This window comes from Cryptosporangium japonicum (assembly GCF_039524755.1).
Classification (GTDB): domain Bacteria; phylum Actinomycetota; class Actinomycetes; order Mycobacteriales; family Cryptosporangiaceae; genus Cryptosporangium; species Cryptosporangium japonicum.
Window position 1 is genome coordinate 1 of sequence record NZ_BAAAGX010000017.1, and the last position, 14093, is coordinate 14093.

13 protein-coding genes are annotated in these 14093 nt (G+C 72.4%); 11 read left to right on the forward strand and 2 right to left on the reverse strand.

Going from position 1 to position 14093, the window contains the following annotated elements; all coding sequences use genetic code 11:
* The first annotated feature begins 82 nt into the window (after positions 1 to 82).
* The 6 genes from ABD437_RS21925 to ABD437_RS21950 all read left to right on the forward strand — a co-directional run bounded on the left by ABD437_RS21925 (position 83) and on the right by ABD437_RS21950 (position 6038).
* Positions 83 to 451, forward strand: coding sequence for an STAS domain-containing protein (locus ABD437_RS21925; RefSeq protein ID WP_344650775.1), 369 nt, complete (start codon positions 83 to 85; stop codon positions 449 to 451).
* Between the two features lie 182 nt (positions 452 to 633).
* Positions 634 to 1137 carry a cysteine dioxygenase gene (locus ABD437_RS21930; protein ID WP_344650776.1) on the forward strand — a complete coding sequence of 168 codons (504 nt, stop codon included), beginning with the start codon at positions 634 to 636 and terminating at the stop codon, positions 1135 to 1137.
* 173 nt (positions 1138 to 1310) lie between these two features.
* A complete protein-coding gene (locus ABD437_RS21935; protein WP_344650777.1) occupies positions 1311 to 1484 on the forward strand; it encodes a hypothetical protein in 174 nt (57 codons plus the stop codon).
* Positions 1485 to 1889: 405 nt separating this feature from the next.
* Entirely contained in the window at positions 1890 to 4271 is a 2382-nt protein-coding gene (locus ABD437_RS21940; protein ID WP_344650778.1) for a sensor histidine kinase, read from the forward strand.
* 14 nt (positions 4272 to 4285) lie between these two features.
* The gene (locus ABD437_RS21945) at positions 4286 to 4942 is read left to right on the forward strand and encodes a response regulator (protein WP_344650779.1); all 657 of its coding nucleotides are present in this window, start codon (positions 4286 to 4288) and stop codon (positions 4940 to 4942) included.
* 79 nt (positions 4943 to 5021) lie between these two features.
* Positions 5022 to 6038, forward strand: coding sequence for a hypothetical protein (locus ABD437_RS21950; protein WP_344650780.1), 1017 nt, complete (start codon positions 5022 to 5024; stop codon positions 6036 to 6038).
* On the opposite strand, the gene ABD437_RS21955 is transcribed toward ABD437_RS21950, so the two are convergent.
* Together ABD437_RS21955 and ABD437_RS21960 are read right to left on the reverse strand one after the other, a co-directional pair.
* Positions 6035 to 7300 carry an FAD/NAD(P)-binding protein gene (locus ABD437_RS21955; protein WP_344650781.1) on the reverse strand — a complete coding sequence of 422 codons (1266 nt, stop codon included), beginning with the start codon at positions 7298 to 7300 and terminating at the stop codon, positions 6035 to 6037. The two genes, ABD437_RS21950 and ABD437_RS21955, sit on opposite strands and share 4 nt — an antisense overlap.
* A gap of 62 nt (positions 7301 to 7362) precedes the next feature.
* Positions 7363 to 7773 (reverse strand): hypothetical protein, encoded by a 411-nt coding sequence (locus ABD437_RS21960; protein WP_344650782.1) that lies wholly within the window; start codon positions 7771 to 7773, stop codon positions 7363 to 7365.
* 262 nt (positions 7774 to 8035) lie between these two features.
* Between ABD437_RS21960 and ABD437_RS21965 the strand changes: the two genes are divergently transcribed.
* The 5 genes from ABD437_RS21965 to ABD437_RS21985 all read left to right on the forward strand — a co-directional run bounded on the left by ABD437_RS21965 (position 8036) and on the right by ABD437_RS21985 (position 13909).
* Positions 8036 to 9478, forward strand: coding sequence for a gluzincin family metallopeptidase (locus ABD437_RS21965; RefSeq protein WP_344650783.1), 1443 nt, complete (start codon positions 8036 to 8038; stop codon positions 9476 to 9478).
* An 87-nt stretch (positions 9479 to 9565) separates the two neighbouring features.
* Complete coding sequence (locus ABD437_RS21970; protein WP_344650784.1) at positions 9566 to 9808, forward strand: hypothetical protein; 243 nt, start codon at positions 9566 to 9568, stop codon at positions 9806 to 9808.
* Positions 9809 to 9979: 171 nt separating this feature from the next.
* Entirely contained in the window at positions 9980 to 12451 is a 2472-nt protein-coding gene (gene nirB, locus ABD437_RS21975; protein WP_344650785.1) for a nitrite reductase large subunit NirB, read from the forward strand.
* Positions 12448 to 12801 (forward strand): nitrite reductase small subunit NirD, encoded by a 354-nt coding sequence (gene nirD, locus ABD437_RS21980; RefSeq protein WP_344650786.1) that lies wholly within the window; start codon positions 12448 to 12450, stop codon positions 12799 to 12801. The genes nirB and nirD overlap by 4 nt, the downstream gene beginning before the upstream one ends.
* Positions 12794 to 13909 (forward strand): uroporphyrinogen-III synthase, encoded by a 1116-nt coding sequence (locus ABD437_RS21985; RefSeq protein WP_344650787.1) that lies wholly within the window; start codon positions 12794 to 12796, stop codon positions 13907 to 13909. The genes nirD and ABD437_RS21985 overlap by 8 nt, the downstream gene beginning before the upstream one ends.
* Positions 13910 to 14093: the final 184 nt, after the last annotated feature.

Here is a 14093-nt window from a genome sequence, read left to right on the forward strand (position 1 = left end):
CCTCGTCGGGCGGAATCAGGTCGGTGTCGGTCATTGCGCCCTCCTCGAGGGGTATCCGTTGACACGTGCTGAAGGGGTGGAGATGAACTTGTCCGTCGTGGTGAGCAGCGCGGGGGAGTCCGGCAACGTCGGCGTTCTCCGGCTCTCCGGAGAGCTCGACATTGCCACGTCCGGCACACTGCGCCAATCCCTCGAAGCGTTGCGTGACGAAGGCCGGGAGAACCTGGTACTCGATCTCAGCGGGGTCACGTTCTGTGACTCCACCGGGCTCGGGACGGTGGCTACCCACGCGCGCTGGGTCATGGGTGTCGGTGGCTCCCTCGTGGTCTGCGGGCTCCGGCCGGACGTCGAAGCCGTGTTCGCGATCTCCGGCCTCTCCACCGTCCTCCCGACCGCAACCTCGCTCGAGCAGGCGATCGAGCTGGCGGCCGCCGCGGCGTCGAAGAACTGACGCGTCGGATCCCCGACGCGGGGCCGACTCGCGGCCATAGCCCTACCAAACTGGTAGGCCTTATGTGCTTTACTGAATACATGGGTCAGGAGTGCTTCCAGGGACTGCCGTCGGGCGGCGTGCCGCGATGTCCGCGATTCGTGGTGTGAGGCCCCGATCGCGACCATCCGAAGGAGCACACGATGACGATCAACGCTCTTCCAGCGCCCGCGCTGTCCGGACTTCGGCTCGGCACGGTGCTGCAACGACTCGTCGCCACCGTCGACTGGCGGGCCCGGGTCCAGTACGACGTCGACGACCGCTGGTACGCCCCGATCGACGCCGGTGAGTTCGTCGACGGCGTCCAGGTCGAGGCGTGGCTGCTGAGCTGGTGGCCGGGTCAGCGCACCGGCCTGCACGACCACGGCGGCTCGGCCGGCGCGTTCGCCGTGGTTCGCGGCCGCCTGCGCGAGGACACCGTCCACGCCCCGGCCGGTGAGCTGCCCCGCCTGCGCGGTCGCACCCTCCACGCGTCCGAGCAGCGCGTCTTCGGGCCCCGGCACCTGCACGAGGTCGTCAACGACGGTGCCGAGCCCGCGGTGAGCATCCACGTCTACGCGCCGCGGCTGACCACGATGACCCGCTACCGCTGGACCGACTACGGCCCCGAGGTCGCCACTGTGGAGAAGGCCGGCGCCGACTGGTAGCCGCCGTTCGACCGCCCACCGACGACGCCGGACCGGTTGCCGCACCGAGCAGCCCGCCCGGCGTCGTCGCGCGCTGTTCAGCCGCACAATCCGACTGTGTCCGTCAACATTGAGCGGACGAGGTTGGTCCGACTTGGGGGCTGGCACGGTTGCGAAATCGAGGGGGAGCGGTGATGGACGTGTCCGGCGTGTTCCCCGTCCGGCCCGCGATCGGCTCGTCCGCCCGGCCCGCCGAGACCACGGCCGCCCGGGTGACGGTCGAGGACGAGGTACTGGCCTCCTGGCTCGACGTCCTGATCGCCGACGGCCTGGTACCGCCGCGGGCCACGATCGGTCATCCGTACTGACTCCTGTTTGGGGCCAGGCTCGTGGCACCAACGGATGACCACGGTCGGTACGGTCGGCCACGTTGTTGTCGCCGCTCAGGTCGGCCACGTTTTCCCAGCTAAACTGCGTCGACCAACGTCGGGGAGACGGAAGAACCGTTCTTTCGGGGGTTAGGGCGGTTTCTTTCTTAGGGCTAGCACGGTGGAGGCGGCCTGTTACGGGCTGGCAGCGTGAGCCCTCTCGACGATCCGTAGCTTTCCGGCTGCGGTGGGCGTGCGGGCGGTGCCGGGGGGTGCCGTGCTGGGGGGACGGAGGGGCAGCAGTTCATGGCGGCGAAAGCTTTCGCGCCGCGCCGAAGGTCCGGTAGGTGCCGGACCCGCTCCGGAACGGGGAACCGGAGCGTTCGGCAGCGACGCGGGTGGGCCGTGCGGTCCACAGCGGGTGGGGGCGCCGGCGAGACGAACGACGTCGGTGCGGGCGGCGAGATGAACGAGCACTTAGTTCCGGGCACGGTGGCGCAGGACGCCCTGGAGGGCTCCGCGGCGCGCATCGCGTTGATCTTCCGAGTGGCGTGGTCGGCGTTGACGCCGGCGTTGGCGTATCCGCAGGCCGTCGCGGCCGGTGGGGTGGGCACGTGGCAGCACGTCGCCGTCGTGAGCACGGTCGTGTGGGGCGGCGCCTACGCCTGGTTCCTGCGCTCCGGCCGGCTGGTTCCGGCGGTCGCGGTCGCCGACAGCGCGCTGTTCTGCGTGTACCTCGGCTTCGCGCACTGGATCCTGCCCGCCGAGTACGTGGGCAACCCTTCCACCTGGATCATCGGCGGGGCCAGCGTGGCGATCTTCATCGCCTCGTGGTCCCTGGCTCCGGTGTGGACGATCACGCTCGCGGTCGCGCAGAGCGCCGCGTTCCTGGTGGGCGTCGTCGCGGCCGGGCGGCCGGCGGTCGGCGGCCACGACAGCGTCGTCGCGATCTTCGTGCTGCAGGGCTTCCTGGCCGTCGTCGTCATGCGGCTGATCCGTGGCGGTGCGCGCCGCGCCGACGCCACGCTCGACCACGTGGCCCGCGCCCGCGCCGAGCTCACGATCGAGCGGAGCCGCCTGCACAGCCGGCGCCAGTTCGAGCGCAACCTGCACGACACCGTGCTGAGCACGCTCACCGTCGTCGCCCGCGGAACCCTGCGCACCCGTCTCGACCTGGTGCGCGCCCGCTGCGGCCGGGACGTCGCGATCCTCGACCGGCTCGACGAGTTACCGCGCAGCGCCGGGCTGTTCGCGAGCATCGCCTGGGAGTCGGGGTGCCGCGCGATGCCGGTGCGGCTCACGCTCCCCGAGGAGGAGCCCGCGCTGCCGCCGGACGTCATCGAGGCGGTCGCCGGCGCGGTGCGCGAGGCGCTGTCCAACGTGGAGCGGCACGCCAGGGCGGACGGGGCCGAGGTCAGCGCGGCGGTCGCCGACGGCGGCATCCGGATCGTGATCCGCGACGACGGGCAGGGCTTCGACCCGGCCGCCACGACCACCGACCAGACCGGGGTCCGCCGCTCGATCCACGAGCGGATGGGGACGGTCGGCGGGCGGGCCGACGTGGCCTCCGCACCCGGCGCGGGCACGACCGTGACGCTCAGCTGGCGGCCGCCGGAGCCGGGCGCGGCGCCGACGCACCCGGAGCCGCACGAACCGTCGGTGGCGGCCGGGTACCGCGCGGGCATGGGCTGGGCGCTCGTCGTCATCGCGGTGGTCTGGCACCTCTACAGCAGCACGTCGCTGATCACCCGGCCGGACGCGTTCGACCCGTTCTGGCTCGAGCTCACCGCGTGGCTCGCGATCGGGCTGGTCGTGCTCGCGGTCGCCCTCCGCGGCCCCACCCGGCCGCTGCCGGTGCCGGTCAACCTGGCCGCGCAGCTGGTCGTGTTCGCGGCCGCGGTCGCGGGGTTCGCCGCGATGGACGGCGTCGACCAGATCGCCGCCAACTGGATCACCGGCGACATCGGTTGGCCGCTGGCCCTGCTCGCGCTGCACCGGCCGGTGGCCGAGTACCTCGCCTGGTCCGCTGCGGTCGTCGCGCTCTCGGTGGGCGTGGTGCTCGTCGAGACCGGGCCGGACACCGGTGCGGTCACCCGGATCGTCACCGCGCTGCTCTGCGCGCTGGTCCTGCAGCTGGCGGCGGTCGTGGCGTTCGGGCTGGTGCGCCGCAACGGGGCGCTGGCCGAGGCCGGTGTACGCGAGGCCGGCCGTATCCGGGAGACCCGCGACGCGCTGGTGGCCGTGGCCGACGACCGGCGCCGCTGGCAGCGCGAGCTCGGCGAGTCGCTGCGTCCGCTGGTCGGGGCGCTGGCCGACGGCACGCTCGACCCGGCCGACCCCGACGTCCGCGCGCGGTGCGCGATCGAGGCCAGCCGGCTGCGCGCGATGCTCTCCGAACTCACCGAGACCGGCGAGCACTCGATGTGGCGGCGCGACATGGTCTCGTCGCTCTCCGGCGCGGCCGCCGACCGGTCCGCGACGATCGAGGCGCGCATCGCCCCGGACTTCGGGGACGTGCCGGAGCCGGTGCGTGCCGAGCTGGTCGCCGCCGTGCTGGCGATCCTGCGCCTGACCAGCCCCGGCGAAGCGGTCGTGACGCTCAGCGGCTGCGTGCGTGACGCGTCGGCGACCGTACTGCTGCCGGTCGCGTCCGAGCGTCCGGCGGTCAAAGAAGCGATGTGGACGCTCCTCCACCGGGTCCGGGCCGCGATTCCCGGAACGGTCAGCGCGGACGTCGAGGAACCAGGTTCGAGCAAGTTCTGGGTAGAAGTGAGGTGGGTCTCCTGATCACCGTGGCTGCTGTGGACGACGATCCGTTGGTCTTGCAGGGTCTGTCGGCGTGGCTCGCGCCGGCCGACAGCGGGATCGTCGTGATCGATCTCGCCCAGTCCGTCGACGAACTGCTGCACGGGCGCGGCCGCGAGGCCGACGTCGTCCTGCTCGACGTCTGGCTCGGCGACGACAGCCGGGTCGGCGACAACGTCCGGGCCATCACCGCGGTGGGGCCGGCCGTGGTGACGATCAGCACGCAGGACATCACTGACCTGATCGTGGAGTCGATCGAGGCGGGCGCGCTGTCCTACGTCCACAAGAGCCTGGACCCGACCGAGATCCGAGCCGCGGTGCGTTCGGCCGCGTCCCGGCACAAGTTCATGACCCCGGCGCTGGCGTTCGCGTTACGCAGTGACCAGCGCCCGACCCGGCCGTCGCTGAGCCTGCAGGAGACCGAGTCGCTGCGGCTGTACGCGTCCGGCCTGCGGATGACCGACGTGGCGCGTCGGCTCGGGGTCAAGCCGTCCACGGCCAAGGGGTACCTCGACCGGGTGCGCGCGAAGTACGACGACGCGGGCCGGGCGGCACGCACCAAGCTGGACCTGCGCGAGCGGGCCCTCGAGGACGGCATCCTGCGCGGCACCACGGCGCTGGGGCCACGAGCGGTGCGGAGGGTCAGCGGATGACCGCCGTTCGGAGGGCGCGCTGTACCAGGAGCAACAACGACACTTTTGTCCCGCAACAGACACGGTGAACGGAGTCGAGGTGGCGATGGTAACGGCGGGGCCGGCCCGCCTGGCACCGGATCAGGACTCCGCGGAGGTGGCGCGGGTCGTCTGGGGAGCGCTGACGAGACAGCGTCAGCAGCTCCACCAGGGCCGCCGCTGCACCGCGACACGCAGTCCGCTGTTGCGCGACGCGCATTCGCAGCACTGCCTGGTCTGCGACGAACTCGCGCTGGACGCCCAGGAGCGCGTGGTCGTGTCCTGGCAGCGTCAGGCCGAGCGGGAGGCGTGGACGCACGCGCGGATCGTCAGCTGCGCGCAGTCGGTGCTCGCCGACCGGGTGCGCACCCGGTTGTCCGCCTCCGGTCTGGTGGCGCGGCCGGAGCGCTGGCTGGACCAGAAGTCGTTCCTGCCGCACGTCGACCCGGCCGGTCGGGTGCTGCTGGTCGCGCTCATCGTCAGCGTCGGGTACTACACCTGCATCCCGACGGCCGGCGGGCGGGTGCGGCTCGGCCCGCAGGTGGTCCAGCCGCTGATCGACGGGGTGCGCCGCGGTGCGTTCGCGTCGGCGCTCACCCGGGCCTGGCCCAGCGACGACGAGCCCGACCTGGGCAAGGCGGCCGGGCACCTGGCCGGTGCGCTGGTGGCCTGGCGCGAGCTGCGGCCCGAGCAGTACGCGGCCCTGGTCGGCCTGGCCGAGGCCAACCGGACCGTGCTCAGCCTCGACGTGGCCGGGATGCGCTCGGACGTCGAGTTCACTCACCTGGCCGGGGTTCCGGCCGGCGACGACGTCGCCGAGGTCGTGATCGATCAGCGGGGGCGGTGGATCGTGGGTACCGAGCACGTGGCGGCGACGAGCGCGTTGCTTCGGCGGTTCCTCGGCCGGGTGGGCGAGGTGACCCGGCCGGCCGAACTGCGCACGCTCCTGGTCGAGGAGGCCGAGAAGCTGGCCGCCGAGGACGGGAACCCGTCCTGGCTGCGCGAGCTGCGTAACCGCCCGGCGGTGGTCAGCGCACTCATCGACCGGGCGGCGGAACTGATTCCGGCTCGGACCTAGGCGACCATGAGCGCCGAGCTCACCCGCTCGGCGATCGCCGTGGCCTGGGCCCGGATCTCCGGGATCGCGGTCGTCTCGTACCGCGACCCGCGGCGCACCGGGCCGAGCGTCCACAGCCCCGGCACCACGGTGCCGTCCGTGCCGACGAGCTGCCCGTCGTCGGTGGTGGCGTAGCCCAGGCCGTGCGGGTCCGGGCTCACCAGGCCCGCCCCGGCCAGCTGGCGCGCGAGCGGGTCGTCGCTCCCCACCCAGGCGCCCGGCCCCCGGCAGTCGACGACCGCGCCGGGCGTCCGCACGACCGGGCCGCCGCCGCGGGGGACCCACGAGACGCCGTCGGCCCCGACGGCGACGATCGAGCCGGCGATCACCTCGAGCCGCCCTTCGCGGGCCCGGCGGCGCAGCTGGGCACCGATCGGCGGGGCCATCCGGTGCCGGTGCACCTCCCACAGCCGGGACACGTGCCGCAGGAACCGGTCCTGCTCGGTGACGGTCATCCCGGTCCAGAGCCGTTCCACGTCGGGACGGAGCCCGTCGACGACACCGCGCCACTCACCGTGCGGTGGCACCGCCCGCCGCACCTGGCGGATCAACTCGCTGACCGTGTGGCCGGACACCCCGGACGCCACCACCCGGGGCGGTGGGTCCACGTGGACGCGGGGCAGCAGCCCGTGCCGGGAGAGCGCGGTCACCCGGCCGAGGTGACCCCGCCCGGCCAGCGTCACGACGACGTCCACCGCGGTCAGCCCGGTGCCGAGCAGCACGACGTCGTCGTGACGGCCGATCCGGTCGAGTGCGCCGGAGGCCCAGGGGTCGATGTCGGGGGTGCGTGCGGGCGAGTGGCCCAGCGCGAGAACGACGTCTTCGGCCGGGAGCACCCGGCCGTCGGCCAGCGTGACCCCGGCGCCGGTGACCGCGACGGCCCGGCCGCGCACGATGCGTACCCGGCCGCCGGAGCCGCGCCCCAGGTTCTCCAGCGCCTCACCGAGGTAGCGGCCGTACGTGGTGCGTGGTGCGTACCCGGCGGGACCGCAGTAGAGCCCGCGCTCGCGACACCACTCCAGGAAGTGACCGGGACGGTCGGCGTAGAGGCTCATCGTCTCGGTGCGCGAGTTGAGGAGGTGACCGTAGTCGGTCGTGGCGTACGCGACGCCCCGACCGACGTCCGGCGCGGATTCGACGACGGTCACCGGGCCGCCGGGGCGGGCGGCGAGCGCGACCGCCGTGAGTACGCCGCTCGCGCCGGCGCCGATCACCACTGTCATGGCCCGACCGTAACCGCACATTCCCTACTCATCAAGTAGGCAAAGCAGGTCGGACGGGTCTTTCAGCCGAAGTAGAACGTCGCGGCGCGGGTGTCGTGCGGCTCGGGCTCGGGCGCCGGCGCGGGCGACGGGGTCAGCGTCGGTCCGGCGAAGTTGCGCAGCACCTTGAGCACCGACCACAGCGTGTGGTCGCAGCGCATGTACAGACCGTTGCGGTAGCGCACCATTCCGATGTGCTGCAACGGCCCCAGTGCGGCACGCACCGTTGCTTCCGGGAGTCCGAGGTCGGCGGCGGCGGTGTCGCTGCAGAACAGACCGCCGTGTGCCGGTGCCGTCCGATCGATCCAGAGCGCGATCCGCACCCGGTCCGCGTCGCCGAACACGTCGGCGAACGCCTGCTCCGGAGGGTCCACGACCTCGGCGTCGTGGTCGGTCCAGAGAGCGCGCGTGGCCTGGATGCCCGTCGTCGTCATTCGGCACTCCCTTCTGGGTGGCGGGTGCTCCCGCGTCCCTCCCACGAAAGCACATAAATGTGACGAAAAGGAGTCTTAGTGTTGAGTTTTTCGATCAAGAAGGCCCTTGTTCTCGCAATGGTTGTTTCACGCGTATACCGGTGCGTCATTTGGGAACCCGCGTGACATTTCGCGTTTACGTGCGTCTGCCGGGAAGGGCCGCACTGGTGGCGCTGACGGTCCATCATGGGGACCGTCAGTGACGACGGAGAGGAACTGATCGGTGACCACGGTTCACGAGGCGAGCGACGAGGTCAGCGTCTGGGAGGACGATCCCGGTGCGCCGCCGTCCAGCCGGACCCCTGTCCTCCGGGCCCGTCCGGCGTTACGCACCGCTCCGCTCGCGGTGGACGTCCAGGGAACGGTGCCGCCCGACGCGGAGGGCGCGGTGCGGTACTGGACCGCCGCCGAGGCGCTGGGGCGGACGGTCGCGCTCTACGCACCGCTGTTCCCGGCCGACGAGTTCCCGAACGGCGCGACCTGGAACCCGGCCGTCGGTGAGGTCCTGGTGGCCGACCTCAACGCCGGCGTCGATCTGAACGCCTACTACGACCGGGGCGGCCTCGCGTTCTTCCGCCAGCACGTCTCCGGCGTCACGGTCTGGTCGGGGGAGAGCCCCGACATCGTCAGCCACGAGACCGGCCACGCCGTCCTCGACGCGCTGTGCCCGTGGATGTGGGACGCGGCCAGCGCCGAGATCGCGGCGTTCCACGAGTCGTTCGGCGACATGACCGCCGTGCTCGCCGGGCTCCGGCTGGCCACCCTGCGCGAGCAGGTGATCGGCGAGACCGGCGGCGAGCTGTCCCGCTCGTCGCGGCTGTCGCGGCTCGCCGAACAGCTCGGCTGGGCGGTGCGCCAGCTCGCCCCGAGCTCGGCCGACCCCGACTGCCTGCGCAACGCGTCGAACGAACTGTTCTACCGCGACCCGGTGACGCTGCCGCCGAGCGCACCGGCCAGCCAGCTCTCCAGCGAGCCGCACTCGTTCTCCCGGGTCTTCACCGGCGCGTTCCTCCGCTCGCTGGCCGGCATGGTGCACACCGTCGCCGGCACCGGCCAGGTGGACGACGAGGCCCTGCGCACCGCCGGGCAGGACGCGGCGACGCTGCTGGTCACGGCGGTCACCGACACCGCGGCGGTGCCCGCGTACTACGCGCAGGTCGCCGCGCACCTGATCGAGGCCGACCAGGAGAAGTTCGGCGGCCGGTACTCCGCGGCGCTGCAGGCGGCGTTCGTGCGTCACGGCATCCTGTCCCCGGCGTCGGCCGAGGCGATCATCGACGGCGCGGCCCCCGACGACGACGACAAGGTCTCCGAGCGGTCGATCGCGCCGGGCGCCGCGCACGCGCGTGGTGCGTCGACGTCCGAGGTCGCCGTGCCCGGCCGGCCCTACGGGCTGCCGGAGGACCTGACCGTGCGCGCTCCCGTCGAGGCGCCGCGGTTCTCGGTGGCTCCGGCGGCGCCGTCCCGCGGCGAGCTGGCGACCACTCCCGGCGAGGACGTCGCCGCCGCGTTCGTCGAGGACCTGTTCCGCCAGGGCCGCGTCGCGGTTCCGCGGGAGTACCAGCGCGGGTTCGTGGCCGCCTCCGGGGTCGACGGCACGCTGCGTACCCACGAGGTCGCGAACAACGGTGCGGGCCTGGTGCTGGTGCGGCGGGTGTTCGACTGAACCGGAAGTCGGGACCTCCGACCTGGTTCGCTTCGGCGCGGAAAGGGCTACCTTCGAGGAGAAGCAGCCGACTCTCAGGAGGCGACCGTGAGCGCTGCACGACGAGTGGACACGGCTGAACAGACTTCCGCCGAGGTGGAGGTGGCCGAGAAGTTCATCGCGGACCTGATCGCCCGCGGTGAGGCGGTCGAGGTCGACCGCACTCCGGCCGACGGAGCCGACACGCAGAACGACGCGGTGGAGAAGCCGCTGCCGCCCGGCGCCACGCACGAGGTCGTGCGCCGGGACGGCGAGACGGCCGTGAAGAGGCGGCGCTACCGCGCCTTCTGACGCACGGCCGGCTCCGGCCGGTGTGAGATCCAGTTTTCGGCGCGGAAATCTCGGCGCACCGGCACCGAAACTCCTCCTGGCGACGCTCGTCGTCATGACCAGCTTCGACGAACCGGACGAGAGCACGGACTACGCGCTCGGTGACGACCGTCCCGACGATGCGGATGCATCGTGACCCGCCACCTCGTGGTGGTGGGTCACGGCATGGTCGGCCAGCGCATGGTCGAGGCCCTCACCGACCGCGACACGAAGGCCGAGTGGCGGGTCACCGTGCTCGGCGAGGAGACCCACTCCGCCTACGACCGGGTGGCGCTCTCCCGCTACCTCACCGACCCCGCCGCCGCGCTCGGCCTCGTGTCCGAGGGCTGGTACGACGGCGGTCGGCGCACCTGCCACCTCGGTGATCCGGCGGTGGCGATCGACCGTTCCGCGCGAACGGTCCGTACCGCGGCCGGCCGGGAACTGACCTACGACGCGCTGGTGCTGGCCACCGGCTCGAAGGCGTTCGTCCCGCCGGTGCCCGGTGCCGACCTGGGCGGCTGCCACGTCTACCGCACGCTCGACGACCTCGACCGGATCCGCGCGGAAGCCACGTCGGCGCGCGCGGCGGTCGTCGTCGGCGGCGGTCTGCTCGGCCTGGAGGCCGCCGGCGGCCTCCGCGACCTCGGGGTGCCGGTGCACGTGGTGGAGTTCGCCCCGCACCTGATGCCGCAGCAGGTCGACGCCGGTGGGGGCGAGGCGCTCCGCCGGTTGGTCGAAGGGCTCGGCGTCCGGGTGCACGCCGGCGTCGGTACCGCGTCACTGCAGTCCGACGCCGACGGGCGGGTCGTCTCGGCCACGCTGACCGACGGCACCGTGCTCGACACGCAGCTGGTGGTGTTCGCGGCCGGTATCCGGGCGCGTGACGAGCTGGCTCGTTCCGTCGGCCTGGGCGTCGGCACCCGGGGCGGTGTGCTCGTCGACCGGTCCTGCCGTACCGAGGACCCGGCGATCTGGGCGGTCGGCGAGTGCGCGGCCGTGGAGGGCTCGGTCTACGGGCTGGTCGCGCCGGGGTACGCGATGGCCGAGGTCGTCGCCGACCGGCTGCTCGGCGGTTCCGGCGAGCTGGCCGAGCCCGACATGTCGACGAAGCTCAAGCTGCTCGGCGTCGAGGTGGCCTCGTTCGGGGCGACCCAGGGCCCGCTGGACGTGGTCTTCTCCGACCCGGTCGCCGGCATCTACAAGAAGCTCGTGATCTCCGACGACGCCCGGACGCTGCTGGGCGGCGTCCTGGTGGGCGACGCGTCGGTGTACGCGGGGCTGCGTCCGCTGATCGGCCGCGCGCTGCCGGCCACGCCCGAGACGCTGCTGTTCGGCGAGGTCTCGGTCGCCGACGACGCCCAGGTGTGTTCCTGCAACGCGGTGACGAAGAAGGACGTCGTCGACGCGATCACCGAGCAGGGCGCGACCGACGTCCCGGCGATCAAGGCCTGCACCCGCGCGGGCACCAGCTGCGGCTCCTGCATCCCGATGCTCAAGTCGCTGCTCGACGAGTGCGGTGTGCACGTGTCGAAGGCGCTGTGCGAGCACTTCGCGTACTCGCGGGCGGAGCTGTTCGAGCTGGTGCGCACCTCCGACATCCGGACGTTCTCCGGCCTGATCGCCGCGCACGGCACCGGGCACGGCTGCGACCTCTGCAAGCCCGCGGTGGCCTCGATCCTGGCGTCGCTCGGCAACGGGTACATCCTCGACGGCGAGCAGGCCGCGCTGCAGGACACCAACGACCACGCGCTGGCGAACATGCAGCGCAACGGCACGTACTCGGTCGTACCACGCATCCCCGGCGGCGAGATCACGCCGGAGAAGCTGATCGTGATCGGCGAGGTCGCCCGCGACTTCAACCTCTACACGAAGATCACCGGTGGCCAGCGCATCGACCTGTTCGGCGCCCGCCTCGACCAGCTGCCGCAGATCTGGAAGCGGCTGATCGACGCGGGGTTCGAGTCCGGTCAGGCGTACGGCAAGGCGCTGCGCACGGTGAAATCGTGCGTCGGCGAGACCTGGTGCCGGTACGGCGTGCAGGACTCGGTGGGCCTGGCGATCGACCTGGAGCTGCGCTACCGCGGACTGCGGGCGCCGCACAAGATCAAGATGGCGGTGTCCGGGTGTGCCCGGGAGTGTGCCGAGGCGCGCAGCAAGGACATCGGGGTGATCGCCACCGAGAACGGCTGGAACCTCTACGTCGCCGGAAACGGGGGATTCCGCCCCCGACACGCCGACCTGTTCGCCAGTGATCTCGACACCGAAACACTTCTGACATACGTCGACCGGATTCTGATGTTCTACCTCCGGACCGGCGAGCGCCTCCAGCGCACCGCGGCCTGGTTGGAGAGCCTGGACGGCGGGCTGGACTACCTCCGGTCGGTCGTCTGCGACGACGTGCTCGGCATCGGCGCCGACCTGGACGCCTCGATGGCGGCCCACGTCGCGAACTACTCCGACGAGTGGGCGGACACGCTCGCCGACCCGGAGCGCCTGGCCCGGTTCGTCCCCTTCATCAACGCACCCGGTGTGACCGATACGAGCATCGAGATCGTGTACGAGCGCGGCCAGCCCCGGCCGGCCCGTCCCGGTGAGCTGCCTCTGGAGGTACTGCCCCGATGACTGCTTCCTTGATCGCCGTCGACTGGCGGGTGGCCTGCCGGGTCTCGGACCTCCTCCCGGAGCGGGGAGCGTGCGCGCTGTTCGACGGCGCCCAGATCGCGCTCTTCCGGCTATGGGACGATCAGGTCTATGCGGTTGGAAATCGGGACCCGTACACCGGGGCGCACGTGATGGCCCGGGGCCTGGTCGGCACCCGCGCTGGTCGTCGCACGGTGGCGTCCCCGCTGCACAAGCAGGTGTACGACCTGGTGACCGGTGAGTGCCTCTCCGACCAGGGAGTACCGTCCCTGCCCACCTGGCCGGTCCGGGTCCGCGACGGAGTCGTCGAGGTCGAGCTGCAACGTGGGTGAGCTCGACGGCTTCACCGTCGCGGTGACGGCCGAGCGTCGCAAGGACGAGCTCGCCGCTCTGCTCGAACGGCGGGGTGCCCGGGTCGTGATGGCACCGGCGTTGCGAATCATCCCGCTCCCCGACGACGAGATGCTGCTCTCGACCACGCGCGGGCTGATCGAGAACCCGCCCGACATCGTGGTGGCCACCACCGGCATCGGGTTCCGGGGCTGGCTGGAGGCCACCGAGGGGTGGGGGCTGGCCGATCCGCTCCTCGCGGTGCTGGCCTCGTCGACCGTGCTGGCGCGGGGCCCGAAAGCACGCGGGGCGATCCGGGCGGCCGGGCTCACCGAGCAGTGGCACGCGGCGTCCGAGACCAGCGCGGAGGTGCTGTCGTACCTGCTGGACGCCGGTGTCTCGGGCAAGCGGGTGGCGATCCAGCTGCACGGCGAGCCGCTGCGTGACGTGGCCGCGGCGCTCACGTCGGCCGGCGCGGAGGTCGTCGAGGTCGAGGTGTACCGGTGGGTGCCGCCGGAGGACGTCGCGCCGCTGCGCCGGCTGGTCGAGAGCGTGTGCGTCGGCGCGGTCGACGCGGTGACGTTCACCAGCGCGGCGGCGTCGGCGAACTTCCTGGCGACGGCCGACGCGTGCGACCGCGGTCCGGCCGTGGTGAAGGCGTTCTCGACGTCGGTCGTCGCGGCCTGCGTCGGGCCGGTCACCGCGTCCGTGCTCGTGCGTCGGGGGATCCCGGTGGTGAGCCCCGAGCGCTACCGGCTCGGCGCGCTGGTGCGGTCGGTGGCGGTGGAGCTGCCCGCCCGCTGCCCGACGTTCCGGGTGCGTGACCACGAGGTGCAGGTGCGTGGCTTCGCCGTGATGGTCGACGGGGTCGCGGTGGCGGCACCGCCGGCGTCGATGGCGGTGCTGCGTGCGCTGGCGTCGCGGCCGGGACGGGTGTTCAGCCGGGCCGAGCTGCGCGAGGTGTTGCCGGCCGGTGACGCCGGTGACCACGCGGTCGAGATGGCGATCACGCGGTTGCGTGCGGCGCTCGGCGAGGCCGACCTGGTCGAGACCGTCATCAAGCGTGGTTACCGCCTGCGCACCGAGGCCGTCCTCACCACCGTCGGATAAATCCGGGGCGGGGAAGCAACCTCGGGGTGGGTGCGGCGTCTGTCGGGGTGAAGGGCCCATTCGCGGGCCTGTGACCCTGGGAGTACGTCGTGCCTCGAATCCGACCGCGCACGTTGGTGATGGCCGCCGCGGCGGCCGCGGCCCTGATCGTCGGCGGCGGGTTCGCGGCGAACGCCGCGATCGG